We start from the raw sequence: 23,655 nt of genomic DNA on the forward strand, positions 1-23,655 counted from the left end.
TTTCAGGGGTTACTTGATGCCGGTGGTCGCGATGCCCTTGATCAGGAACCGCTGGCCGAGCAGGAAGGCGAGGAAAACCGGGACGAGGGAGACAACCGACATGGCGAACATCGACCCCCACGACGTACTCGCGGTCGCGTCGACGAACGACCGCAGGGCGACCGGCACCGTGTACATCTTCGGGTCGGTCAGGTAGATCAGCTGGCTGAAGAAGTCGTTCCAGGTCCAGATGAAGGTGAAGATCGCCGTCGTGGCCAAGGCCGGCACCATCAGCGGCAGGATCACCCGCAGGAAGATCCCGCCCCGGCCGCAGCCGTCGATCCGGGCGGCTTCGTCCAGCTCGCGCGGGATGCCGCGGATGAACTGCACCATCAAGAAGACGAAGAACGCGTCGGTGGCCAGCAGCTTCGGCACGATCAGCGGCAGGACGGTGTTGATCCAGCCCAGGTGCGAGAACAAGATGTACTGCGGCACGATCACCACGTGGATCGGCAGCATGATGCTGAGCAGCATGATCGCGAACCAGAACTTCTTCGCGGTGAACTCCAGCCGGGCGAACGCGTACGCCGCCATCGAGCAGGACACCAGGTTGCCGAGGATCGCGCCGAACACGACGAGCGCGGAGTTCAGCAGGTAGCGGGTGAACGGTTCGGTCAGTGCGTTCCAGCCGACCCGGTAGTTCTCGATCCGCAGGTCCTTCACCAGGATCCCCGGGTCCCGGAAGATCTCGTTGCCCGGCCGCAGCGAACTGACCACCATCCAGATCACCGGGTAGAGCATCACCAGCGCGGAGGCCGCGAGGGCGACATGGATCACGACCGGCCGGACCCGGGCCCAGCTGATCGGGGCGGCCCGCCTCGCGGCCACCGTGCCTCGGAGCGTTTCAGTCGTCATAGAACACCCAGTACTTCGAGGCGAAGAAGTTCGCCGCGGTGAAGACCCCGATGATCACGAGCAGGAACCACGCCATCGCGGACGCGTAGCCCATGTCGAAATTGCCGAAGCCCCGGTCGTAGAGGTAGAGCGTGAAGAACATGGTCGAGTCCGACGGCCCGCCGCTGCCCCCGGAGACGACGAACGCCTGGGTGAACGACTGGAACGCGTGGATGATCTGCAGCACCAGGTTGAAGAAGATGATCGGGGTGAGCAGCGGCAGCGTGATGCTGAAGAACCGGCGCAGCGTGCCGGCGCCGTCCACCGACGCGGCCTCGTAGTACATCGTCGGGATCTGCCGCAGGCCGGCCAGGAAGATCACCATCGGCGACCCGAACGTCCAGACGTTCAGCACCACCAGCGTGCCCAGCGCCGTACTCGGGTCGGAGATCCAGCCCTTGCCGTCGATGCCGACCAGGCCGAGCACCTGGTTGAACAGCCCTTCGGTGCCGAACACCTGACGCCAGAGGACCGCGATCGCGACGCTCGAGCCGAGCAGCGACGGCAGGTAGAAGACCGACCGGTAGAAGGCCATCCCGCGGACACCGCGATCGAGCACGACGGCCAGCAGCAAGGCGATCGCGAGTTGCAGCGGCACCGAGACGAAGACGTAGGTGAAGGTCACCCGGAGCGAGTTGTGCAGCCGCTCGTCGGACAGCATCCGGGTGAAGTTCTCCAGCCCGATCCACTGCGGCGCCTGGATCAGGTTGTAGTCGGTGAACGACAGGTACAGCGAGGCCAGCATCGGCCCGATCGTGATCAGGAACAGTCCCAGCAACCACGGCGCGAGGAAGAGGTAGGCGGCCAGGTTGTCCTTCTTGTAGACCTTCCCCGCCCCACCACCCCGGTCAGGCTTCTGACCGACCGGTTTCTTCCCCCGGAGGCTGCCGAGCTCACCCAGCGCACTCATAACTCACTACCTCCGGACTTGGAAAGCGCTTGCCTTGGCGGGTCAAACTAATACGAGAAACCGGTTTATGCAAGGGTTCGGACGCTCCCGGAGTGACCGGATGCGGACTGGCTGCGAGCTATTGACAGGACAAAGTCCCGCGGCGACAGTTCTGATCATTTGGCAACCGCTTACCGACTCGCTGTGGAGGCCTTCCGATGCTGCGCCGTACTTTCCTCGCCGGTTCGCTGACCACCCTCACGGTCGGGGCGCTGCACTCGACCGACGCCGCGGAGGCGACAGTGACTGCTGTGGACGAGGACTTCCTGACCCTGCTGACCAACGCCAACCAGACCCAGATCCCGCTGGTGCTCGCGAACTACCAGAACACCTCCGACAGCATCCGGACGGTGGCGCGCAAGGCTCGCCGGCTGATCTCCGGGTACATCTGGGGCCGGTCGTCGTACCACCACGACGCGTCGCTGCTCGCACCGCTCCAGTGGCTGGTCGAACAGTTGGCCTCGCGACAGCACGACGACGGTTTGTACGACGTCGGCAACCTGCACTCGCCGCCCGACAGCGCGTTCGCGATCCAGGACGTCTGCATGCTCTACGCCCTCCTCGACACCGACGACCAAGCGGCCACCGAGGGGCACCGCGCGATCCTCGCGACGGTGATCAAGAAGGCCGGGCCTGCGCTCGCGGCCGGCGGTGTGCACACGCCGAACCACCGCTGGGAGGTCTCGGCCGCGTTGGCGCGGACCCATCATCTGTTCCCGGACCGCCGGTACGCCGCGCGGATCGACGACTGGCTCGACGAGGGCATCGACGCGACTCCGGACGGGCTCTACAGCGAGCGGAGTTCGACGTACGCGGCCGAGGTGACGAACCCGTGCCTGCTGACGATCGCCTGGCTGCGCGACAAGCCCAAGCTGGTCGACTACGTACGGCGCAACCTCGAGACGACGCTGTACCTCCTCGAGCCCAACGGTGAGGTGGACACAACGGCCTCCCGGAGACAAGACCAGAAGGGCATCCGGGACGTCTGGTGGTACCTGACCCAGTTCCGCGAGCTTGCCCTGCACGCCGACGACGGCCGGTTCACGACCGTTGCCAAGAGCATCGAACAGCGTGGGACCGGTGAGCTGGGCGACTTCCTCGCCGAGGTGCTCGAACGACCGGAGCTGGCGGCCGTACTGCCGGTGGCAAAACCCGCGCCGACCGACTTCGTCCAGCACTACCCCTCGCAGGCCTCGGCCCGGCTTCGGCGCGGCGCCCGTACGGCGACAGTCTTCGGCGGGACCGACTTCCACGACATTCCGGTGATCTCGTCCGGGCTGTCCACCAACCCGACGTTCTTCAAGCTCCGGCAGGGTGCCGCGATCCTCGACTCGGTCCGGCTGTCACCACAGTTCTTCAGTACCGGTCACTTCCGCAGCGACGGGCTGCGCCGGACCGGCCCGAGCACGTTCAAGCTCGCCGATGAGGTGAAGGTTCCGTACCACCTGCCGTTGCCGAAGCGGTACCGGCGGGCGGACGGCCGGTACGCGCTCACGCTGGACGGCCGGTTCTACGCGTCGATGGACTTCCCGCACCGGCCGAAGCAGTACCGCTCGCTGCGGACCGAGGTCACGGTGGTCGAGGTCGGCGACGGGTTCGACCTCACGTTCGAGCTGGACGGTGACGAGACGGCGTACGCGATCGAGCTCTGTTTCCGGGCCGGCGGCACGTTGGCCGGTGTTGAGGCGTTGGATGCCCCTGGCAACTATCAGTTGGTGTCCGGGACCGGCAGTTACACCGTTGGCTCCGACCGGATCGAGTTCGGGCCGGGGAACGGCGCCGCGCGGGTGCCGATGGACCCTGGCGAGCGGTTCACCTATCTCAACGGCAGCCTCACGCCGGACGGCCTCCGCGCCTACCTGACCGGACGCACTCCAAACCGCCAGGTATTGAGGTTGCGCACCTCGTAGCGACAGCCCTTTGTGCGGGCCGCGCGGCTGCGCTGCAGACCTGATGATTCGTATTATCACTGGCGTCTGGCTTGACCCTTGTCCGGTGGGCGGGCTACGGTCGGACGATGCCGGACAAGGCGACCAGACTGACGCAGCGCGATGTCGCGCGGCTGGCGAACGTCAGCCAGACGACCGTTTCGCTGGTGCTCAACAACCGTAGTGACGCGACCGCCCGGATCCCGGCCGAGACCCGGGACCGGGTGCTCAAGGTGATCCGCGAGACCGGCTACCAGGCCGATCCGCTGGCCCGCCGGATGCTCAAGCAGCGCAACCAGATCCTCGGGGTGTTCACCTACGAGTCGGTGTTCCCGAGTGCGAGTGGCGACTTCTACCACCCGTTCCTGGCCGGGATCGAGGACTGCGCCGAGCGACTCGGCTTGGACCTGCTGCTGTTCACCAGCGCACCGGTCACGTCCGGTCGACGCCGGATCTTCCACGAGAACAACCGCCTGCGCATCGCTGACGGCTGCCTCCTCCTCGGTCGTGACGTCCCCGCCGACGAGCTGGCCCGCCTCATCGCCGAGGACTACCCCTTCGTCTCCGTCGGCCGCCGCAACAACGCCGGCGGCCCAGTCCCCTACGTAGGCGCCGACTACACCACCGCCACCCGCCTGATGGTCGAGCGAGTCGTGGCCCTCGGGCACCGTCAGTTCGCGTACGCCGGGCCGGGCGTCGGTGCGGAGTCCTCAGCCGATCGTCTCCGTGGCTACCACAAGGCCGCAGGCCCCAAGGCTCTCCACCTACCAGCCGGCGATCACCTGCTCGACTCTCTCCTTGATCGCAACATCACCGCGGTGTTTGTGGAGGAGCGGGCTGATGCCGCGGCGCTGGTGGCGGCGGCTTCGGCGCGTGGGGTTGACGTGCCTGGGGAGCTGTCGGTGGTGGCGTTGGGTGATTCGACGCGGCCAGTCGCGAGCGACATCGACTTCACCGGTTTCCACGTGCCGCGGCGCGCGATGGGGCTGCGGGCGGTCGAGCTGCTGGAGGCCATCCTGAGCGGCACCGCCACCGAGCGCCAACTGCTCCTCCCGTGCGAACTCACTGACGGAACCACCCTCTCCCCGCCCAGCAAAGGTGTGTAAATGCATACGGATGTTCTCGTGGTCGGCGGCGGGCTCGGCGGAGTCGCCGCGGCCCTGGCTGCGCTGCGTTCCGGTCGCTCGGTCGTCCTGACCGAGGAGTTCGACTGGCTCGGCGGGCAGCTGACCAGCCAGGCCGTCCCGCCGGACGAGCACACCTGGGTCGAGCAGTTCGGCGTCACCGCGTCGTACCGGGCGTTGCGGGACGGGATCCGCGAGTACTACCGCCGCTACTATCCACTCACCGCCGCGTCACGGGCGACGGCGCAGCTGAATCCCGGCGCTGGGTATGTGTCGAAGCTCTGCCACGAGCCACGGGTGGCTTTGGCCGTCCTCGAGGGAATGCTCGCGCCTTACCGGGCGAGCCGCCGGCTCGAGGTGCTCCAGCCTTACGTACCCGTCGCCGCGGAGACCGATGGCGATCGGGTGACCGCAGTGACCGTGAAGCATCGGGACACGGGCGAGCAGTTGACCGTGACAGCGCCGTACATCCTCGACGCGACCGAGACCGGTGAGCTGCTCCCGCTGACGGGCACGGAGTACGTCACCGGCTTCGAGGCACAGAGCGAGACCGGTGAGCCGAGCGCTCCGGCCGAGGCGCAGCCGATGAACATGCAGGCCGTGTCGTACTGCTTCGCGATCGATCACGTCGACGGCGATCACGTCGGGGACAAGCCGGCCAACTACGCCTTCTGGCGGAACTACCAGCCCTCGTTCTGGGGTGATCGGCTGCTGTCCTGGACCGCGCCGAACCCACGCACGCTGGAGAGCTCACAGCGGACGTTCACGCCGAACCCCGACGACGACCCGCTCGGCGTGGTCGCCGACCAGCGGTTGACCGGTGGCGACACCAACCTCTGGACGTTCCGCCGGATCGCGGCCCGCCGGCACTTCGAGCCGGGTGCGTACGCCAGCGACATCTGCCTGGTGAACTGGCCGATGATCGACTACTTCGAGGGCTCCGTCATCGACGTACCGGACGCGGACAAGCACCTCGCAGCGGCGAAAGAGCTGTCCCAGTCGGTCTTCTACTGGCTGCAGACCGAGGCACCCCGGCCGGACGGAGGCGCCGGCTTCCCCGGACTACGGTTGCGGGGCGATCTGGTCGGATCCACGGACGGTCTGGCGCAGGCGCCGTACATTCGGGAGTCCCGGCGGATCAAGGCGGAGTACACGGTCGTCGAGCAGGACCTGTCGGTCGCGGTGCGCGGCGAGCGAGGCGCGGTCGAGTACAACGACAGTGTCGGGGTCGGCATGTATCGCATCGACCTGCACCCGTCGACCGGCGGGGACAACTACATCGACGTGGCCAGCAGCCCGTTCCGGATCCCGCTCGGGTCGCTCATCCCGCGGCGCGTCGAGAACCTGCTGCCGGCGAACAAGAACCTCGGCACCACCCACATCACCAACGGCTGCTACCGCTTGCACCCGGTCGAATGGAACATCGGCGAATCCGCCGGCCTGCTCGCCGCCTTCTGTTTGGACCACAACGCGAGCCCCCGGTCGGTCCGCAACACCCCGGCGCTGCTGCGCGAATTCCAGTCCAGACTGGTTGCCGACGGCGTCGAACTCGGCTGGCCGGACGTCACCGGCTACTGACCCCGTGCCGCGCGGTGTGGTCTACTGCGCGAAAGGGGGTGAGTGCGGATGGCTACTGCGCGGGAGCTGGGCGAGGTCGAGATCGCCAACACCTCCGGGCGACCGGTAGTGGTCTTCGTCCACGGGCTGTGGTTGCTGGCCGGGAGTTGGCTGCGCTGGCGGGAGAAGTTCGAGGCGGCCGGGTACGCAACGGTCACGCCGGGCTGGCCGGACGACCCCGAAAGCGTGGGCGAAGGGCGGGCGAATCCTGAGGCGTTCGCGGGGAAGTCGGTCGGCGCGATCACCGAGTACTACGCGGACATGCTCTCGCGGCTGGAGAGCAAGCCGGCGATCGTCGGGCACTCGTTCGGCGGGCTGATCACGCAGAAGCTGGCTGGGATGGGACTCGCGGCGGTGTCGGTCCCGATCGATCCGGCGCCGGGTCGCGGCGTACTGCCGTTGCCGTTGTCGGCGCTGCGGGCGTCGTTCCCGGTGCTGCGGAATCCGGCGAACCGGCACAAGGCCGTGATGCTGACCTACCGCCAGTTCCGGTTCGCTTTCGTGAACGCCGTACCGGAGGACGAAGCGCACCGGCTGTACTACGAGTTCCCGGTGCCGGGGGCCGGGTTGCCGCTGTTCCAGGCGGCGGGTGCGAACTTCAACCCGGACAGCGAGACGGCGGTGGACCGGGCCGCGGCGGACCGCGGGCCGATGAAGTTCCTCTCCGGGGAGAAGGACCACACCGTGCCCTGGGCGCTCACGAACGCCGCCTACCAGAAGCAGCGCGTCAATTCGGCTGTCACCGAGATCGAGGAGCTGCCCGGTCGCGGCCACTCCCTGGTGATCGACTCCGGCTGGGAACCGGTCGCCGACGCCGCTCTCGCGTTCATCCGCAACCATCACTCCTAAGATGTGCAATGTGAGTTTTCATGCGGCTGTGTTCATCGCCACCAGCCTCGACGGGTACATCGCGCGGACGGACGGATCGATCGACTGGCTCACCGAGCGCGGCGAGCAGGCCGGCGACACGGGGTACGACGAGTTCATGGCGTCGATCGACACCGTCGTACTGGGGCGCAACACCTACGAGAAGGTGCTCAGCTTCGACTTCTGGCCGTACGAGGGCAAGCAGGTCGAGGTGCTCAGTACGACGCTCGACCCGGACGCCGACGAACGCGTCATCGTGCACCGGACCCTGGACGGCCTCGTCGAGACCCTGAACGACCGTGGCGCCCAGCGCGTCTACGCCGACGGCGGCGCCGTCATCCAGACCTTCCTCCGCGCCGGGCTCCTGAACGAACTCACCATCACCACAGCCCCCGTCCTCCTCGGCGCCGGCATCCCCCTCTTCGGGGACCTGCCCGCCGACATCCCCTTGACCCACAACGCCACCCGAACCCTCAAAGCCGGCTTCACCCAATCCGACTACACCCTCCCCCGCTAGCCCGCTCTCCCGCCGCCGGACGTGGAGGCCTGGGGCAGGAAGTGGGGACGCCGGACCGGATGTGGGTGCCTCGGACAGGAAGTGGGGACGCCGGACCGGATGTGGGTGCCTGGGACAGGAAGTGGGGACGCCGGACTGGATGTGGATGCCTCGGACAGGAAGTGGGGACCTGGGACAGGCCGCGGGGGTCTGAGACAGGCAATAACTTGTTCTAGGCCCCGAGTTCCCCTCCCAACACCCGACGAGCAGCAGGCGTTTCACCAACGTGTCACGGCGATCTCGGCCGCGGCTGTGTGTGCCGCCAGCACTCGTCGAGCTCATCGAGCCGAGCCCGGAGCCGCCGAGCGTCTCGCCGCGGGAGATTCCCCTCGACGATGTGCAGGATCGCCCGAACTTCCAACATCCACACGCGCGGCAAAGTTCGCGCGGAGTTGAGCCGGACGCCTACGCGGCATCGGCCTTTCTGTTGCTCAGCATGGACGCATCGTCCCACAGACCGCCCGCCGAGCGGCCAGTTACAGGGCCGCGTTGGGGAGGGTTCGGCCGGAGACTCTGAGGGCGTCGCGATTGGTTTGGTCGCGGAGCGCCGGGAAATCTTCGATCAGCTGGACGGCCTCGGGGAGGGCCTTGGTGAGGTAGAGCGACGTACCGGACAACCAGCGCCCCTCGACGTCCTTCACCTCGAAGCGGACGACGGTCTTGCCGATGCGCACCCGGTGGTATGGGAGCTCCTTGTGGTTGTAGATGTCCGCCGCCCGCGCCGACTCGGTGAACCCCCGCTGGGCGAGCGTCGCCCGGATCTCCGCGGCCGCCGCCGTCCGCACCTCCTGCGCACTGCCGGCGTTCGACGCATACTCCCCGGTCTGGTAGCCGCTGTACGGCTCGGGCTGAGCCACCGACTCGGTCAGATGCAGCACTGCCCGCAGTTCCTCGACGCGAGGCGCCGGCGCGAAGAACGCCTTCGCGTACCTGGCGAGGTCAGCCTGATCGGACTGCAGTGCCGCCAGCGGATCATCGTCTTCCGCATAGACGGCATCCGTCAGATCCTGGTACTCCGCCGGCCAGCGAAGCTGCAGCCCGACCAGCCCAGCGATCAACCGAGGGTTCGTCGAAACCGTGCGGATCCTCGCGATCCGCAACAGCAGCAGGAACGAGTTGATGAATCTCTTCACCTGCCGCGGATTCGCCGCCAGCCCCATCGTCGCAACATCGAACGCAATGCTGCCGAACTCATCGGGGAGCGCGTCCTTCGGCGGCGCCCACCCCGGAACGAGTTCCTGCAGGAACAACTCCGGCTGAATATCCAGCCGTGGCACCCGGAACGGGACCTGGACCATCTTCTCGATGAACACATGCCCGGACGCATGCGGGTACTTCGCCGTCACCGCGCGTACGAGCACGTCGTAGTCCAGCGCCAGTACGAACACGAACCCCGGCACGTCCAGGACCAGGTTGATCGCCTCGAGCAGCGACACCACCTTGTCAGGCGAGCAGCGATCCAAGTCGTCGACAAGGACGACGATGCGACGTCTCCCGAGCGCTCCGGCGATCGCCTTCAGATCCTGGTACGGGCGTACGTACGCCGAGTCGAGCGCCGCCGCATATCCCTCGTCGGAATCAGCCGGCGCGAAAGCCGCTCCCGGATCCATCTTCAACGGCCCAACGCTGATCGTGATGCTGCGAACCACCGACGCCAGCGCCGAGCGCACCTTTTCGGTGAGCTTCTTGTCGGAGAGTTCCGGCGTCGCGTTGTAGATCGCGTTGAGCATGGGGACGACGATGTGATCGGCGCGTTCGTACCGCCAGGCGTCGAACATCACCGTCAGCACGCCATCGTCTTTCGCCAACTCGGCCCGGATGGCATTCAGCAGCGAGGACTTGCCGCTCCCCCACGAGCCGTAGATCCCCACCGTGAACTGCGGCGGCGAGCCACCGCGAACAGCGGACGCAATCGCTTCCGCATAAGCCTGAAACCCCATCGACGGTTGCTCGCTAGGAGTATCCGCGACGATCGGCAACAAATCACTCGGCACGACTGATCCCCCCTCCCGTCTCATTCTGTCAACGAGGATCGTTGCCCCTCAACCCGTCGACCGCCTCCCGAAGAACATCGGCATGACCGGTGTGTTTCAGGTACTCCTCGAGCAGGTCGATCAAAACCCGGCGGCGATTCTTCATCCACGCTGGGTCCGCGTCATCGACCTTCGCGTCAAGACCGCCGTCCGCACTCATCGCCGCCCAGGCGGTCCGGGAGCGTTCGACACTCCCGTACCAAAGCCCGTACAGCTCCTGCGGATCGTCGGTGACCGCGGATTCCCAGCCCCACTCGTCGTTGCCGACCCAGTCGCGTACGTCCCACGGAGGACCGAGGGGTTGATCGGCAGCCATCGCAGTGAATCCGTCCTCGACGAATGCCAGGTGTTTGATCAACCCGGCCAGAGTCATCGTCGACGGAGGATGTTGCCGGCGGAGTTGCTCGGCATCCAGCCCACCCGTCTTCCAGGCGAACTGCCGCCGTACGCGATCCAGCGCGAACTGCAGCATCTCCGCCTCATCGCCGCGCAGACACTCAGTCAGCGGAATGTCTGTCCAATCCATGTGCACTCACCGAAGCACCAAACTGGAACGATGTCGAGGCTTTCCGGAGAGTACGTCGAACGGTGCACAGGTCCGCGGTCGGCGCGACGGGCAGTCGTCTCACCGACAGCGCCGGCCAAGCCGTCGATGGCGCGCGGCGGCGCGCAGACTCCGGGCGGTAGCCCACAAGGAAACCTCGGGTGGAGGGAGCACGCGTAGCAGGCGCGACGGAGGAGCGACTGCTGGAGCACGCGTGGGTCAGACCACGCGCGCGTCAGCGGTGGTTGAGGAGGCTGACTGCGTCCGTGGCCCAGTAGGTGAGGATTGTGTCGGCGCCGGCTCGGCGGATTGAGGTGAGGGTTTCGAGGATTGCGCGGTCGCGGTCGATCCAGCCGTTGGCGGCGGCGGCCTCGACCATCGCGTACTCGCCGGAGATGTTGTACGCGGCAACGGGTACGTTCACGTGGTCGCGGACCTGGCGGATGATGTCGAGGTAGGCCAGGGCGGGCTTGACCATCACGATGTCGGCGCCTTCGGCCACGTCGAGGTCGACCTCGCGGAGTGCGTCGCGGGCGTTGGCGTTGTCCTGCTGGTAGGTCTTGCGGTCACCGGTCAGCGAAGAGTCCACGGCCTCGCGGAACGGACCGTAGAACGCCGACGCATACTTCACGGCGTACGCCAGGATCACCGTGTCCAGGAACCCGGCCGCGTCCAGCGCCGTACGAACCGCCCCGACCTGACCGTCCATCATCCCGGACGGCCCGACGACATGCGCACCCGCGGACGCCTGCGCGACACCCATCTCGGCATAGATCGCAAGAGTCGCGTCGTTGTCCACGCGACCAGCAGAGTCGAGTACGCCGCAATGCCCGTGCGACGTGAACTCGTCCAGGCAAAGGTCCGACATCACCAGCAGCGCATCACCCGCCTCGGAAACAGCGTCCCGGATCGCGACGTTCAAGATGCCGTCAGGGTCCAGCGCACCGGACCCGACCGCGTCCTTCACCTCAGGTACGCCGAACAGCATGACGCCACCGAGTCCGAGCTGAGCCGCCTCGGCGACCGCCTTCCGCGCGGTGTCGCGGGTGTGCTGTACGACGCCCGGCATCGACGTGATCGCGATCGGCTCGCGAGCGCCTTCCCGGATGAACATCGGCAGGATCAGCTGCCGCGGCTCCAGCGTGGTCTCCGCGACCAGCCTGCGCACCGCCGCCGACGACCTCAGCCGCCGTGGCCTCACTTCCGGGAATCCAGGCATCTCAGCTCTTCCGACGAGAGCCCGAGCGTCGCTCGGACGGACGGGTGACCGGTTCACCGGCCTCGATCATGGTGTCACGCCGGTCGGCGCCGAAACGAGCGAGTGCGTCGGCCAGCTCCTCGGCGGACGGCGACTCGGCCATCGCGTCGACCCGCAGCCCGTGCTCCTCGGCCGTCTTCAGCGTGGCCGGGCCGATCACCGCGATCACCGTCGACGCGTGCGGCTTGCCGGCGATGCCGACCAGGTTCCGCACGGTCGAGGACGAGGTGAACACGACCGCGTCGAACTTGCCCGACTTGATCGCTTCCCGCGTCGGCGCGGGCGGCGGCGCGGCCCGGACGGTCCGGTACGCCGTGACGTCGTCGACCTCCCAGCCGAGATCGGTCAGTCCCGCGACCAGCGTCTCGGTGGCGATGTCCGCACGCGGCAGGAACACCCGGTTGATCGGGTCCAGCACCTCGTCGAACGGCGGCCAGTCCTCGACCAGCCCGGCTGCGGACTGCTCACCGGACGGGACCAGGTCCGGACGGATGCCCCACGCACCGATCGCCTCGGAGGTCTTGTCGCCGACCGCGGCGATCTTCAGGCCGGAGAACGCCCGCGCGTCCAGCCCGTACTCGTCGAACTTCTCCCGGACCGCCTTGACGGCGTTGACCGAGGTGAACGCGACCCATTCGTACCGGCCCTCGACCAGGCCGCGGATCGCCTTGTCCATCTGCTGCGGGTTGCGCGGCGGCTCGACCGAGATGGTCGGGACCTCTTCCGGCATGGCGCCGTACCGACGCAGGCGGTCCATCAGCGGACCGGCCTGGTCCTTGGTGCGCGGCACCAGGATCCGCCAGCCGAACAGCGGCTTGGTCTCGAACCAGGACAGCGCCTCGCGCTGCTCGACCACCGCGCCGACCACGATGACGGCCTCGCCGGTCACCTTGGCCGCGCGCAGGTCGGCGACGATCGTCTCCAGCGTGCCGATCACGCTCGCCTGCGCGGTCGTCGTACCACCGACCGTCGCGGCGACCGGGGTCGACGCGTCGAAGCCGGCCTCGACCAGCGCGGCGACGGTGTCCTTGAGGACCTCGGTCGCGTTCAGCAGTACGAGCGTCTGCTTCGGGTGCAGCCGGGTCAGGTCGAGCTTGGCCTCGGCCAGGTCGACCACGGTGACCTCGCGGTCGCCCTTCATCGTCAACGGGATCCCGGCGTACGTCGGGACCGCGCTGACCTCGCTCACCCCCGGCACGACGTTGAACCCGATGCCTGCCTTCTTGCACGCGGCCGCCTCCTCGGCGCCGCTGGAGAAGGTGAACGGGTCGCCGGTCAGCAGGCGTACGACGTTCGCCGCGGACTTGGCGGTCTTCACCACGAGCCGGGCCCGGGCGGCGACCTTGAGCGCCCGGCTGCCCTCGGCACCGGAGCCGTCGATCACCTCGACACCTGGCTTGCAGAAGGTCAGGAAGGGGTCGTGCTCGGGGCCTTCGACCACGACCGCGTCGGCATTCGCCAGCACGTCGCGGCCGGCCAGCGTCAGCAGGGACGGGTCACCGGGCCCGACGCCGACGAACGTGACGTGGCCGAGCGGTCTGGTCTGTTTGACCGTGCTGGTGGCAGCGGCTTTCGCCGGCACCTTCTGAGGTGTCGTGGATGCTGCGGTGGCTGTCTTCGCGCTACTCACGTCTGCCTTCGCCCTCGTCCTCGATCTACTGCTCGTCTTGTGGCCGCTGTCGTGCGCCGTCCTGTGGGCGGCCGTCGTTCCCCGTGCCGCTGTCATGTCCGCTCCAGCAGTTCGTTCGCCAGCGCTTTGCCTACGGACTCCGGGTCGTCCACCGACCCGTTCGCGGAGAGCCGCCGGACGCCGTCGTCCTGGCCCAGCGCGCCCCGCAGCCACAGCTCGGGGCCGTCCTCACCGTCGACCACCTCGGCGAGCGCACCGACCGGAGCCGTGCACCCTGCTTCCAGAGTCGCCAGCAGTTGCCGTTCCGCCGTCACCGCCGCCCGGGTGGACGGGTCCTCCAGCGGCGCCAGTGCGGCCAGCACCTCGGTGTCGTCCGCGCGGCACTCGATGCCCAGGGCACCTTGTCCCGGCGCGGGCAGGACCTGGATCGGGTCCAGTGTCTCGGTCACCTCGGCGAGCCGTCCCAACCGGGACAACCCTGCCCTTGCCAGCACCACCGCGTCCAATTTGCCATCGGCCACCATCGCGATCCTGGTGTCCACGTTGCCGCGGATCCCGGTGCATTCCAGGCCCAGCCCGAGCGCGTCGAGTTGCGCGACGCGACGCGCGGCCCCGGTGCCGACGAGGGCACCGTGGGGCAGCTCGCCGAGCGTCAGTCCGTCGCGGGCGACGAGGACGTCCCGGGGGTCCTCGCGGACCGGGATCGCGCCGAGCGTCACACCGTCGAGCGGCGTGGTCGGCAGATCCTTCAACGAGTGCACAGCGACGTCGATCTCATGAGCCAGCAGTGCGTCGCGCAGTGCGCTGACGAAGATGCCGGTGCCGCCGATCTGCTCGACCGGGGCACGGTTCACGTCACCGGTCGTCGTGATCAGGACGAGCTCGACCTCGTGACCGAGCGCCCGCAGCTGGTCGGCGACGAGCTCCGACTGCGCGGTCGCGAGCTTGGACCGTCGGGTGCCGAGGCGGATCATGCCTGCTCACTTCCGCTCGACTTGGGAGTGGTCACCGCGTCCACCGTCGCCTGATCGAGCGCGAACAGCTGGCGGAGGGCATCGGCGTACGTCGGGCCACCCGGATCGGCCGCGAGTTCCTTCACCCGGACCGTCGGGTTGTGCAGGACCTTGTCGACGACGCGGCGGATGGTCCGGGCGACCTCGTGCCGCTGGGTCTCGTCCAGCCCCGGCAGCTTGCGCTCCAGCCGGGCCAGCTCGGAGTCGACCAGCTCGGTCGCCATCGTCCGCAGCGCGACCACGGTCGGCGCGACCGACGCGGCCCGCCGGGTGGCCTCGAACGAACCCGTTTCCTCGCCGACGATCCGGCGTACCTCGTCGATGTCGTGCTCGCTGCCACCCGCGGTCCCGGCCAGGTCCGCGAGGGTGACCAGCGTGACGCCGGGGATCCGCGCGGCCTCGGGCGCGACGTCCCGCGGCAGGGCGACGTCCAGGACGCCGAACGGCCGCCCGTCCGCCGCGTTCCGGATCATCTCCTCGGTCAGTACGACGCCTCGCGCGCCGGTGCACGACACGACCAGGTCGGCTTCGGTCAAGGCGTGCGGCACGTTCGCGAGCTGGATCGCCGTACCGCCGACCCGCTCGGCCAGCGCGACCGCGCGCTCATAGTTGCGGTTGGCAATGGTCACGCTCGTGGCGCCACCGTTGATCAGGGTCTGCGCGGCCAGCGACGCCATCGAGCCGGCGCCGACGATCAGTGCGCGGCGGCCCTCGAACCCGCCGACCGCGTCGAGCCCGGCTGAGACGACCGAGCGTCCGGCGGAGTCGATGCCGGTCTCGGTGCGCGCCCGCTTGCCGACCCGCAACGCGTGCTGGATCAGGGCATTGAGATCGGTGCCGATCGTCTCCAGGTCCTGGCCGACGCGCAGCGTGTCCTTCACCTGGCCGAGGATCTGGCTCTCCCCGACGATCATCGAGTCGAGTCCGACGGCGACCTGGAACAGGTGCGCGACGGCACCTTCCTCGAAGTGCACGTAGAGGTGCTCGGCCAGGTCCAGCAGCGGTACGCCGGTGACGTCGGACAGGATCGCGGTGACCTCGTCCATGCCCGCGTGGAAGCGGTCGACGGTCGCGTAGACCTCGGTCCGGTTGCAGGTCGCGAGCACCGCGGACTCCGCGACGGCCGGGGTGTGCTTGACGGTCAGAGCCAGCTTGGTCGCCGCGTCCGGGTCGAGCGCCACCCGCTCGAGGACGTTGATGTCAGCGCTTCGATGACTGATGCCGACGACCAGGTAGCTCATCCGCGTCCTCGCTTCGCTCCGGGCGCGGATGAGGCACAAATCGCACTGTGCTGGATGGTGAACTCGCTCCGCTCGTTCACGCGCCGACACCTCCGCCCACACTCGGCAGATCGGTCAGACCGTTCATCGCTGGTAGTTCGGGCACCTGGGGGAGCGCCGCCTCTCCGGACTTTCGTTGTTCGTGGTACGCCAGGATCTGCAACTCGATCGAGAGGTCCACCTTGCGGATGTCGACGCCGTCGGGCACGGACAGCACCACCGGCGCGAAGTTCAGGATGCTGGTCACCCCGGCGGCGACCAGTCGGTCGCACACCTCCTGGGCCGGACCGGCGGGGGTGGTGATGACGCCGATCGAGACCCGATCGGACTCGACGATGTCCTCCAGTTCGGCGAAGTCGCGGACCTCCATGTCGCCGATCCGCTCGCCGACCAGGTTCGGGTCGGCGTCGAGCAGGGCGACGATGCGGAATCCGCGCGTACCGAAGCCGGAGTAGTTCGCGAGCGCGTGACCCAGGTTTCCGATCCCGACGATGACCACGGCCCAGTCCTGGGTGACACCGATCTCGCGGGCGATCTGGTAGCGCAGGTACTCCACGTCGTACCCGACGCCGCGGGTGCCGTAGGAGCCCAGGTAGGACAGGTCCTTGCGGAGCTTGGCCGAGTTCACGCCGGCCGCGGTCGCCAGATCCTCGCTCGACGCGGTGGCGATACCGCTGTCGGACAGCGCGGTCAGGGCCCGCAGGTACACCGGCAAGCGCGCGACAGTCGCCTCGGGGATGCCGCGTTCGGTTCTCGTCGGCGGGCCGGGGCGACGGCTGCTGGCACGCGTCACAATTCTCCTGGGAACGGTAAGTCCAGGCCGCGGTCTGACGGCCGGCGGCCGCTTCTTACTCTAGGAGCTTGTGAACGTGAGAACAAAATCGGTGCCAGGACGCGATGAGCTGTCCAAGTATGGAATGTGACGTGGGAGACACCCCTCAGCTGGTCAGTGCCTTTCTGAGCCGCGCGGGGTCCACTCGCCAGAAGTCGTGCTGCTTGCCGTCGACGAAGGTGACCGGGATCTGCTCGCCGTACTCCGTGAACAGGCGGTCATCCTGAGTGATGTCGACCTCGGTCCAGTCCACTCCGAGCTCGGCGCAGACCGCCTGGACGATCGCGCGGGCGTCGTCGCAGAGATGACAGCCGGGTTTGCCGTACAGCGTGACGCGGCTCATCGGGGGGTCTCCCGGAGCCGGCCCTTGGCGACCTTGCCGGTCACCGAGTGCGGCAATTGGTCGACGACCTCGATCTCGACCGGACTCTTGAACCGGGCCAGCCGCGTCCCGGCGTACTCCCGGACCGCTGCGACATCCACGGTCGTACCCGCCTTCGGTACGACGAACGCCTTCACGGCCTCGCCCGTCTCCTCGGACGGTACGCCGATGACCGCGGCCTCCTGGATGCCGGGAGCACCGACGAGCACATCCTCGACCTCGCTCGGGAAGACGTTGAAGCCGGACACGATGATCAGCTCGCGCAGGCGGTCGACCAGGAAGAGGTCGCCGTCGGGGTCGAGGAAGCCGACGTCGCCGGTGCGGTACCAGCCGTTCGCGTCGGGGCCGTCCACACCGTCCGGCCAGTAGCCGGAGAACAGATTGCCGCCGCGGATCAGGATCTCGCCGGGGTCGTCGCCCTCGACGTCCTCGCCCTGTTCGTCGGCGATCCGGAGCTCGACGTTCGGCAGTGCGCGGCCGACCGAACCGGGCTTCGGCTCGGCCTCGCCCAGTGTCGTGGTGACACCTGGGGACGCCTCGGTCAGGCCGTAGCCCTGGTGCACGAACAGACCGCTGGCCTGCTCGAAGCGATCCGCGAGCGCACGATCCAGGGCCGACGCGCCGGTCAGGACGACCTTGACGGTCCGCAGCGCCTCGCGCAGATCCGGCCGGGCCACGAGCGCGTGGAGCGCCGGCGGGGCGAGCGGCAGCCGCGTCACGCCGTACTGGCGGATCAGGTCGATGGTGTGCGCGGGGTCGAACCGCCGGTCGATGATCAGGGCCGCGCCGGTGGCGACGGTCCACCCCAGGACGGCATTCAGGCCGAACGCGTGGAACATCGGCAGGACGCCCAGGACGACGTCCTCGGGCCCCATCCGGTCCTCGCCGAGCTCGGAAAGATTCCGCACGTTGGCGGCAAGTGCCCGATGGGTGAGCATCGCGGCGCGCGGATCGCCACTGGTTCCCGACGTATAGAGCAGAACCGCGAGGGTCTCTGGGTCGATCGATGGAAGTAACGGAGCGTTACCGACGAGTTCGCCGGGGGCGACCGTACGAAGCCCCTCGATCTTGTCCGCGAGATCGGCGTCGGCGACCGCGATCCGGGCTCCGGAATGCTCCGCGACGGTCGCGATCTCGGGGGTGGTGAGGCCGGTGTTCAGCGGTACGGCAACCAGTCCGGCGCGCAGAATCCCCAGGTAGGACGTGACGAATTCGATGCTGTTGGCAACCAGTAGCACCACCCGGTAGCCAGGCACCAGGCCGGCCGCGGCGAACCCTTGCGCGGCCTGGTCGACGGCCTGGTCGAGCTCGCCCCAGGTCAGCCGCCGATTCCCGTCGACCAGCGCCAGACGTTCGCCGTGACGTTGCGCTGTGTCACGAAGAATGTCCGCGAAATTCAAGTTCACCAGGTGAGTCTGTCATGCGGCAGGTGCCGTCCGAGATCAACCGGCACGCTGGAACGGTTGCAGCAGAGCGTGACGACAGATATACAAGTGAACTCGTGGGTCCGATTCTGCTGAACCTCACACTGCAGAAGCTGGTCCGCGTGGGGTGACCATGCGCGATGAACCCCGACAGCAGGCTGCGCCGCTGCGCGGGGGCAGTCCGCTGGCGCATTCGCAGACGTTCGGACCGAATGGAAGGCGGCACGCCTCAGACTGTTGACAGCGAGTGCTTATCAGGTAACGCTCGGTGCTGCCTCAGCCGCTGTGGCCATTCGCGGATGTGTCAAACGACGTGTCAGTTGAACGGGGAGAAATCTTGACGACGCCGGAGCCAAGCCCGGACGGGATGAGACGTGCAGAGCTCGTCGATCGCGCCCAGGCCGGGGACGTCGGTGCCTTCGGTGAGCTGTACGACGAGTACTCGCTCACCGTGTATCGCTACATCTACGCGCGGGTGTCGTCATCGGCACTCGCGGAGGACCTGACCAGCGAAACCTTCGTCCGGGCGCTCCGCGCGCTGGACTCGTTCCGCTGGCAGGGCCGGGACTTCGGCGCCTGGCTGGTGACGATCGCCCGGAACCTGATCACCGACCACTACAAGTCCGGCCGGGTCCGGCTGGAAGTGGTCACGGACGAGATCGAGACGCACGACCGGCAGACCGAGGGGCCGGAGGTCGACGTCCTGGCCGCCGCCACCGCCGAGGTGCTGCGGGACGCCGTCGCGGGCTTGCCCGACGAGCAGCGCGACTGCCTGACGATGCGGTTCTTCGCCGGTTTGTCGATCGCGGAAACGGCCAAGGCGCTGGAGAAGTCCGAAGGCGCCGTCAAGCAACTGCAACTGAGGGCCGTACGGCACTTGGCGAAGGTTATCCCCAAGGACTTGAGGTGAGGAGGATGACAACGAATGTCTTTCGTAACCCGTCAGGGAGTTTCCTCGTTTGCCTGGTGAGGACCTGTCGGTGACCCCGGCTGGCCATTGAGGAGAACGAGAACTCATGAGTGACCTACACAGGGCTCGAGCGCGCGCGGAGACATTCGCGCACGCCGTCGATCACGGGCCCCGTCACTCTTCGCGACACAGCGATGACCCGGAGCTTGTGGAGTGTGTTGAACTCGCCGGACGGCTGAGGACCGCCGGCGCAGTGGCACCCCGTCCGGAGTTCAGTGCCGAGCTACGGCACCGCCTGCTCGAGCAGGCGGCCGCCCGCGCGGCGACGACGACTCCGACGGTGGTGCGCAGCACGCCGGACAGTTCCGACGACCCGCCGGGTGGCGAGGACGTCGACGCGTCCGTGACAGATATCCGTCATCGTCACGGCCGGCGCATCCGGCTCGTGGCCAGTACCGCCGCGCTCGTCCTGCTCGGAGGTGGCATCGGTTCTGCCGCCGCCGCTCAGCAGGCGATGCCCGGCGACACCTTGTACGGGATGAAGCGCAGCATCGAGAACGTCTCGACCAACGTGAGCGTCGGCGACGACTCCCGGGGCCGGCGCGATCTCGAGCACGCGATGACCCGATTGTCCGAGGTCCAGCAGCTCGCCGATTCCGGCGGTGCTGTCGGCACGATCAACAGCACGCTCGACGACTTCTCGGTGCAGGCCCGCAAGGGTGTGTCCCGACTGGTCGCGTCGTACCAGCAGGACGGCGACGAGAGTTCGATCACGGCGATCACGACCTTCATCACGAACGCCCGCCAGGCTCTTGGTGAGCTCGCGCCGAAACTCCCGCCGGAGTCGCTGAAGTCCGGCGTCGAAGCACTCGCCACGATCGAGCAGTTGGCCCAGCACACCACGGTCGCCTGCCCGAAGTGCGACGCACCCAAGTCGGGCAAGGGCGGCGGCAGCCAGCCGAACCGTCCGAGCGTCGGTACGGAGCCGAGCGACCCCGCTAACGGCAATCCGTCGGTCAAGCCGTCCACGGCGCCGACCCCCGGTGCGTCGACGAAGCCGGGCACCTCACCGTCCCAGCTGCCGAACACGACGATCGTGCAGGAATCCAACACTCCCCCGCCGAGCCTCAAGACCCCGCCGACCTCGTCGAACTCGACGACTCCGACGGTGGTCCCCTCCCTCCCCACCCCCGGCACCCCGTCCTGGCCCTGGCCCTTTCCAACACTGAGCCTGCCCAGCACGCCGATCATCAACGTCCCGGGACTCATCCAGACCCTCCTTCCACCGTGGAAGTAGGTTCCTGACACCACGAAGCCCGGCGCAGACCCTGCGCCGGGCTTCGTCTTGCAGTTGACACAGTGTCAACTGCAACGGTGAGGGGGTCATGGTGAACATCGGAGAATTCGCTCGCCTCGGTGGTGTGTCGACGCGCATGCTGCGGCACTACGACGCCATCGGCCTCCTCGAGCCCGACGACGTCGATCCGTCCAGTGGGCGACGCTCGTACGACGTGGCGCAGTTGCCTGTGCTCAACCGGCTGATCGCCCTCAAGGGGCTCGGCTTCAGCCTGGACGAGGTCGGCGTACTGCTCGGCGAAGGCGTGGAGCCGGCCCAACTGCAGGGCATGCTGCGGCTGCGGCAGGCCGAGTTCGAACGCCGGATGCGGCACGACCGGCACGCACTCGACCGGGTGACGGCGCGTCTCCGACTGATCGAACAGGAGACCCAGGTGACCGCACAGATCGAAACCAAGCAGGTCGATGCTCTGACCCTTGCTGCCCTCTCGGCGACTGCCGCCGACGCTAGCCGGCTGAGCACCGGCGCCGTCGTCTACAGCTTGTTCGGCCAGGTGATCGAGCGGATGGAAGCCGTCACGGCCGATCGGACCACGCCGGTTGCCCATTACGTGTCGAGCGCCGGTGACGCGGAGGTCCAGGTCACGGCCGGGTACGCCGTACCCGCCGACTCGGTGCCCGGGCTGGCGACGTACAGCCTCCCCGCTGCCGAGGTGGCCTCGACGATTCACCAGGGCCCGATGTCCGGCATCGCCACGGCGTACCAGACCCTCGCGCGCTGGGCCGAAGCCAACGGCCACCACAAGATCCTCGAGGCCCCCCGCTGGCGCGAGCACTACCTAGAAGCAGACGGCGAAGACGAATCCCACTGGATCGTCGAACTCCAGCTAGAAGTCGGAGAGCTCGGCTGACGCGGCGCGGCTAGAAGAAGACGCTTCGCCGTTGCATGAGGAGGGTGTAGAGGGTTTGCTGGATGGTTTCGCGGACCTGGTCGGTGACGTTGAAGACGAGCATGGGGTCCTCGGCGGCGCCGTCGGGGAAGTCGTCGGTGCGGATGGGCTCGCCGAACTCGATCAGCCACTTCGACGGGAGCGGGATCAGGCCGAGGGGTCCGAGCAGGGGAAAGAACGGGGTGATGGGGATGTACGGGACACCCAGCAGGCGGGCCAGGGACGCGATGTTGCCGACCAGCGGATAGATCTCCTCGGCGCCGACGATCGAGCACGGGACGATCGGTACGCCGGTCCGCATCGCGGCGCTGACGAAACCACCCCGGCCGAAGCGCTGCAGCTTGTACCGCTCGGAGAACGGCTTCCCGATCCCCTTGAAACCCTCCGGCCACACCCCGACCAGATCACCGCGCCCGAGCAACCTCTCGGCGTCGTCGTTGCTAGCCAGCGTCGCCCCACCCTTGCGCGCCAGCTCACCCACGAACGGCGTCTGGAACACCAGATCCGCGGCCAGCGTCCGCAACGGCCGATGGGCGCGATCCGCGACGATCAGTTGGGTGACGAGCCCATCCAGCGGCATCGTCCCCGAGTGGTTCGCGACGATCAGGGCGCCGCCATCGGACGGGATGTTCTCCACCCCGCGCACCTCGACCCGGAACCACTTCTCGGCCAGCGGCCGTAGCACCGGCAGCAGCACCTGATCGGTCAGATCCGGGTCGTACCCGAACTCGTCGACCTCGTACACCCCGGTCAGCCGCCGCCGCAGGAACGCCAGCCACTGCGCGACCCGCCGCTCCCCGTCCTCCCCGAACAGTTGGCGCACCACCCGCTCGAGCCCCGCGAAGTCGAATCCCGCCACGGCACTGGGGATCTGGGCGTCGCCCGGCGTGGTGTCGAGCTGGATCTCGGCCGGCTCAGCCAGTCGCTCAGCGGCCCCCGGCTTCGCAGCATCGTCCCGCTTGCCCCCGGCAGCGCGGGCCTTCTTCTTTGCACCGGCAGCGCCGGACTGCCCGGCGAGCGCGCGAGCCGCGGCGGAAGGCGTCGTACGGCGTCCTGAACCGCGGCCCGGACGTCCGCCCGCACCGATCGGAATCACGTCGGCGTCAGCCACGAACCGCTCCCAGCCCCGCCGACAGCAACCCCGACATCCGCGTGACCGCGCCCGGCCCCAGCGAGCTCCGGAAGTCGTCGAACGCCGCCGCCGTCGTGTACCCCGGTTCGAACCCGAACTCCGTCCGCATCCGCGTCGTGTCCACCACCCGTCCGTAGGTCAGGAAAGTGATCTGATCCGGCGAGAAGTCCGCGAGCCGCGCGCGTCGTACGGCGGCCGCCGTACTGGCCGCGGTGAACGACGGGAACCGCAGCGTCGGCCGGCCGAGCCGGCGGATCGCCTGGGACAGCGCGAGTACGCCGTCGCCGGCCAGATTGAACGTGCCCGGGAGGTCGTTCACGGTGGCGTGAAGGATGGCCGCGATGCCGTCGTCCTCATGCAGGAACTGCAGGCGGGCGTCGTACCCCAGGACGGTCGGTACGACGGGCATCGCGAAGTACCGGGTGATCGGGGAGACGGTCTTGGGGCCGATCCAGTTCGCCATCCGGAGCGTACTGACGCAGACGTCGGGGCGGCGCCGGGCAAACCCGCGCACGTACCCCTCGACCTCGACGGCATCCTTGCTCAGTCCGGTCTGATGGATCGCCCGCGGCGCCATCTCCTCGGTGAACATGGCCGGGTCGCGCGGACCAGCGCCGTACACCGTGGTCGACGACTTCACCACCAGCTTGGCCACGCCGGGCGCCTTCTGGCACGCGGCGAGCAGCTGCATGGTGCCGATGACGTTGATCTCCTTCATCGACGACCGGCCGCCGGCACTGCCCGGGGTCGCCACGACGCCGGTGTGGACCACCGTGTCGACGCCCTCGGCAGCGATCACCTTGGCGATCACGGGGTTGCGGATGTCGGCCCGGACGAACCGGACCCGGCCCAGTTCGGCGCGTGGGGGCACCACGTCGATGCCGAGCACGGTACCGATCGACGGATCGTCGGCCAGCCTGCGCGCACAGCGAGCGCCGGCGTCCCGGGAGACGCCGGTCACCATCACCACCTGTGCCACGAGAGACCCCCAGCCAGA

General features: G+C 68.1%; 21 protein-coding genes. 8 read left to right on the forward strand and 13 right to left on the reverse strand.

Going from position 1 to position 23,655, the window contains the following annotated elements; translation table 11 throughout:
* Positions 1-9: 9 nt before the first annotated feature.
* Together ACZ3HV_RS08730 and ACZ3HV_RS08735 are read right to left on the reverse strand one after the other, a co-directional pair.
* On the reverse strand, positions 10-894 hold the full coding sequence (locus ACZ3HV_RS08730; protein WP_465682301.1) for a carbohydrate ABC transporter permease: 885 nt from the start codon (positions 892-894) through the stop codon (positions 10-12).
* Positions 884-1,843: a carbohydrate ABC transporter permease gene (locus ACZ3HV_RS08735; RefSeq protein WP_465682303.1), complete on the reverse strand. Its 960-nt coding sequence runs from the start codon at positions 1,841-1,843 to the stop codon at positions 884-886. Before ACZ3HV_RS08735 ends, ACZ3HV_RS08730 begins: the two co-directional genes overlap by 11 nt.
* Before the next feature lie 197 nt (positions 1,844-2,040).
* Between ACZ3HV_RS08735 and ACZ3HV_RS08740 the strand changes: the two genes are divergently transcribed.
* The 5 genes from ACZ3HV_RS08740 (at position 2,041) to ACZ3HV_RS08760 (ending at position 7,935) form a co-directional block, all read left to right on the forward strand.
* Positions 2,041-3,792, forward strand: a complete 1,752-nt coding sequence (locus tag ACZ3HV_RS08740) for a hypothetical protein (protein WP_465682305.1) — start codon at positions 2,041-2,043, stop codon at positions 3,790-3,792.
* Between the two features lie 107 nt (positions 3,793-3,899).
* Positions 3,900-4,916: a LacI family DNA-binding transcriptional regulator gene (locus tag ACZ3HV_RS08745; protein ID WP_465682307.1), complete on the forward strand. Its 1,017-nt coding sequence runs from the start codon at positions 3,900-3,902 to the stop codon at positions 4,914-4,916.
* On the forward strand, positions 4,917-6,512 hold the full coding sequence (locus ACZ3HV_RS08750; RefSeq protein WP_465682309.1) for an FAD-dependent oxidoreductase: 1,596 nt from the start codon (positions 4,917-4,919) through the stop codon (positions 6,510-6,512). It abuts the gene before it with no gap.
* A gap of 48 nt (positions 6,513-6,560) precedes the next feature.
* Entirely contained in the window at positions 6,561-7,400 is an 840-nt protein-coding gene (locus ACZ3HV_RS08755; protein ID WP_465682311.1) for an alpha/beta hydrolase, read from the forward strand.
* A 1-nt stretch (position 7,401) separates the two neighbouring features.
* Entirely contained in the window at positions 7,402-7,935 is a 534-nt protein-coding gene (locus ACZ3HV_RS08760) for a dihydrofolate reductase family protein (RefSeq protein ID WP_465682313.1), read from the forward strand.
* A gap of 515 nt (positions 7,936-8,450) precedes the next feature.
* Here ACZ3HV_RS08760 and ACZ3HV_RS08765 read toward each other — a convergent pair.
* The 9 genes from ACZ3HV_RS08765 to ACZ3HV_RS08805 all read right to left on the reverse strand — a co-directional run bounded on the left by ACZ3HV_RS08765 (position 8,451) and on the right by ACZ3HV_RS08805 (position 18,352).
* Entirely contained in the window at positions 8,451-9,968 is a 1,518-nt protein-coding gene (locus ACZ3HV_RS08765) for a KAP family P-loop NTPase fold protein (protein WP_465682315.1), read from the reverse strand.
* Positions 9,969-9,996: 28 nt separating this feature from the next.
* The gene (locus ACZ3HV_RS08770; RefSeq protein ID WP_465682317.1) at positions 9,997-10,533 is read right to left on the reverse strand and encodes a mycothiol transferase; all 537 of its coding nucleotides are present in this window, start codon (positions 10,531-10,533) and stop codon (positions 9,997-9,999) included.
* 253 nt (positions 10,534-10,786) lie between these two features.
* Positions 10,787-11,770 (reverse strand): porphobilinogen synthase, encoded by a 984-nt coding sequence (gene hemB, locus ACZ3HV_RS08775; protein ID WP_465682319.1) that lies wholly within the window; start codon positions 11,768-11,770, stop codon positions 10,787-10,789.
* A 1-nt stretch (position 11,771) separates the two neighbouring features.
* The gene (locus ACZ3HV_RS08780; RefSeq protein ID WP_465682321.1) at positions 11,772-13,439 is read right to left on the reverse strand and encodes a bifunctional uroporphyrinogen-III C-methyltransferase/uroporphyrinogen-III synthase; all 1,668 of its coding nucleotides are present in this window, start codon (positions 13,437-13,439) and stop codon (positions 11,772-11,774) included.
* 92 nt (positions 13,440-13,531) lie between these two features.
* On the reverse strand, positions 13,532-14,413 hold the full coding sequence (gene hemC, locus ACZ3HV_RS08785; protein WP_465682323.1) for a hydroxymethylbilane synthase: 882 nt from the start codon (positions 14,411-14,413) through the stop codon (positions 13,532-13,534).
* On the reverse strand, positions 14,410-15,693 hold the full coding sequence (locus ACZ3HV_RS08790) for a glutamyl-tRNA reductase (protein WP_465682325.1): 1,284 nt from the start codon (positions 15,691-15,693) through the stop codon (positions 14,410-14,412). Before ACZ3HV_RS08790 ends, hemC begins: the two co-directional genes overlap by 4 nt.
* 76 nt (positions 15,694-15,769) lie before the next feature.
* Positions 15,770-16,525 (reverse strand): redox-sensing transcriptional repressor Rex, encoded by a 756-nt coding sequence (locus tag ACZ3HV_RS08795; RefSeq protein WP_465682327.1) that lies wholly within the window; start codon positions 16,523-16,525, stop codon positions 15,770-15,772.
* Between the two features lie 145 nt (positions 16,526-16,670).
* Positions 16,671-16,907 carry a glutaredoxin family protein gene (locus tag ACZ3HV_RS08800; protein ID WP_465682329.1) on the reverse strand — a complete coding sequence of 79 codons (237 nt, stop codon included), beginning with the start codon at positions 16,905-16,907 and terminating at the stop codon, positions 16,671-16,673.
* On the reverse strand, positions 16,904-18,352 hold the full coding sequence (locus tag ACZ3HV_RS08805; protein ID WP_465682331.1) for a class I adenylate-forming enzyme family protein: 1,449 nt from the start codon (positions 18,350-18,352) through the stop codon (positions 16,904-16,906). The genes ACZ3HV_RS08800 and ACZ3HV_RS08805 overlap by 4 nt, the downstream gene beginning before the upstream one ends.
* A 385-nt stretch (positions 18,353-18,737) precedes the next feature.
* Between ACZ3HV_RS08805 and ACZ3HV_RS08810 the strand changes: the two genes are divergently transcribed.
* From ACZ3HV_RS08810 to ACZ3HV_RS08820, 3 genes are all read left to right on the forward strand, one after another.
* Positions 18,738-19,280, forward strand: coding sequence for a sigma-70 family RNA polymerase sigma factor (locus ACZ3HV_RS08810; RefSeq protein WP_363683870.1), 543 nt, complete (start codon positions 18,738-18,740; stop codon positions 19,278-19,280).
* Between the two features lie 253 nt (positions 19,281-19,533).
* Positions 19,534-20,577: a DUF5667 domain-containing protein gene (locus tag ACZ3HV_RS08815; RefSeq protein WP_465682333.1), complete on the forward strand. Its 1,044-nt coding sequence runs from the start codon at positions 19,534-19,536 to the stop codon at positions 20,575-20,577.
* An 88-nt stretch (positions 20,578-20,665) separates the two neighbouring features.
* The gene (locus ACZ3HV_RS08820) at positions 20,666-21,487 is read left to right on the forward strand and encodes a MerR family transcriptional regulator (protein WP_465682335.1); all 822 of its coding nucleotides are present in this window, start codon (positions 20,666-20,668) and stop codon (positions 21,485-21,487) included.
* Positions 21,488-21,497: 10 nt separating this feature from the next.
* On the opposite strand, the gene ACZ3HV_RS08825 is transcribed toward ACZ3HV_RS08820, so the two are convergent.
* Positions 21,498-22,637: a lysophospholipid acyltransferase family protein gene (locus ACZ3HV_RS08825; RefSeq protein WP_465682336.1), complete on the reverse strand. Its 1,140-nt coding sequence runs from the start codon at positions 22,635-22,637 to the stop codon at positions 21,498-21,500.
* Positions 22,630-23,637 carry an NAD-dependent epimerase/dehydratase family protein gene (locus ACZ3HV_RS08830; protein ID WP_465682338.1) on the reverse strand — a complete coding sequence of 336 codons (1,008 nt, stop codon included), beginning with the start codon at positions 23,635-23,637 and terminating at the stop codon, positions 22,630-22,632. The genes ACZ3HV_RS08825 and ACZ3HV_RS08830 overlap by 8 nt, the downstream gene beginning before the upstream one ends.
* Positions 23,638-23,655: the final 18 nt, after the last annotated feature.

It is taken from the genome of Kribbella sp. NPDC020701, assembly GCF_055562215.1.

Coding starts and splice junctions, on each gene's coding strand:
- ACZ3HV_RS08730 (WP_465682301.1), bottom strand. CDS start 894: ATGACGACTGAAACGCTCCGAGGCACGGTGGCCGCGAGGCGGGCCGCC.
- ACZ3HV_RS08735 (WP_465682303.1), bottom strand. CDS start 1,843: ATGAGTGCGCTGGGTGAGCTCGGCAGCCTCCGGGGGAAGAAACCGGTC.
- ACZ3HV_RS08740 (WP_465682305.1), top strand. CDS start 2,041: ATGCTGCGCCGTACTTTCCTCGCCGGTTCGCTGACCACCCTCACGGTC.
- ACZ3HV_RS08745 (WP_465682307.1), top strand. CDS start 3,900: ATGCCGGACAAGGCGACCAGACTGACGCAGCGCGATGTCGCGCGGCTG.
- ACZ3HV_RS08750 (WP_465682309.1), top strand. CDS start 4,917: ATGCATACGGATGTTCTCGTGGTCGGCGGCGGGCTCGGCGGAGTCGCC.
- ACZ3HV_RS08755 (WP_465682311.1), top strand. CDS start 6,561: ATGGCTACTGCGCGGGAGCTGGGCGAGGTCGAGATCGCCAACACCTCC.
- ACZ3HV_RS08760 (WP_465682313.1), top strand. CDS start 7,402: ATGTGCAATGTGAGTTTTCATGCGGCTGTGTTCATCGCCACCAGCCTC.
- ACZ3HV_RS08770 (WP_465682317.1), bottom strand. CDS start 10,533: ATGGATTGGACAGACATTCCGCTGACTGAGTGTCTGCGCGGCGATGAG.
- hemB (WP_465682319.1), bottom strand. CDS start 11,770: ATGCCTGGATTCCCGGAAGTGAGGCCACGGCGGCTGAGGTCGTCGGCG.
- hemC (WP_465682323.1), bottom strand. CDS start 14,413: ATGATCCGCCTCGGCACCCGACGGTCCAAGCTCGCGACCGCGCAGTCG.
- ACZ3HV_RS08790 (WP_465682325.1), bottom strand. CDS start 15,693: ATGAGCTACCTGGTCGTCGGCATCAGTCATCGAAGCGCTGACATCAAC.
- ACZ3HV_RS08800 (WP_465682329.1), bottom strand. CDS start 16,907: ATGAGCCGCGTCACGCTGTACGGCAAACCCGGCTGTCATCTCTGCGAC.
- ACZ3HV_RS08810 (WP_363683870.1), top strand. CDS start 18,738: ATGAGACGTGCAGAGCTCGTCGATCGCGCCCAGGCCGGGGACGTCGGT.
- ACZ3HV_RS08820 (WP_465682335.1), top strand. CDS start 20,666: ATGGTGAACATCGGAGAATTCGCTCGCCTCGGTGGTGTGTCGACGCGC.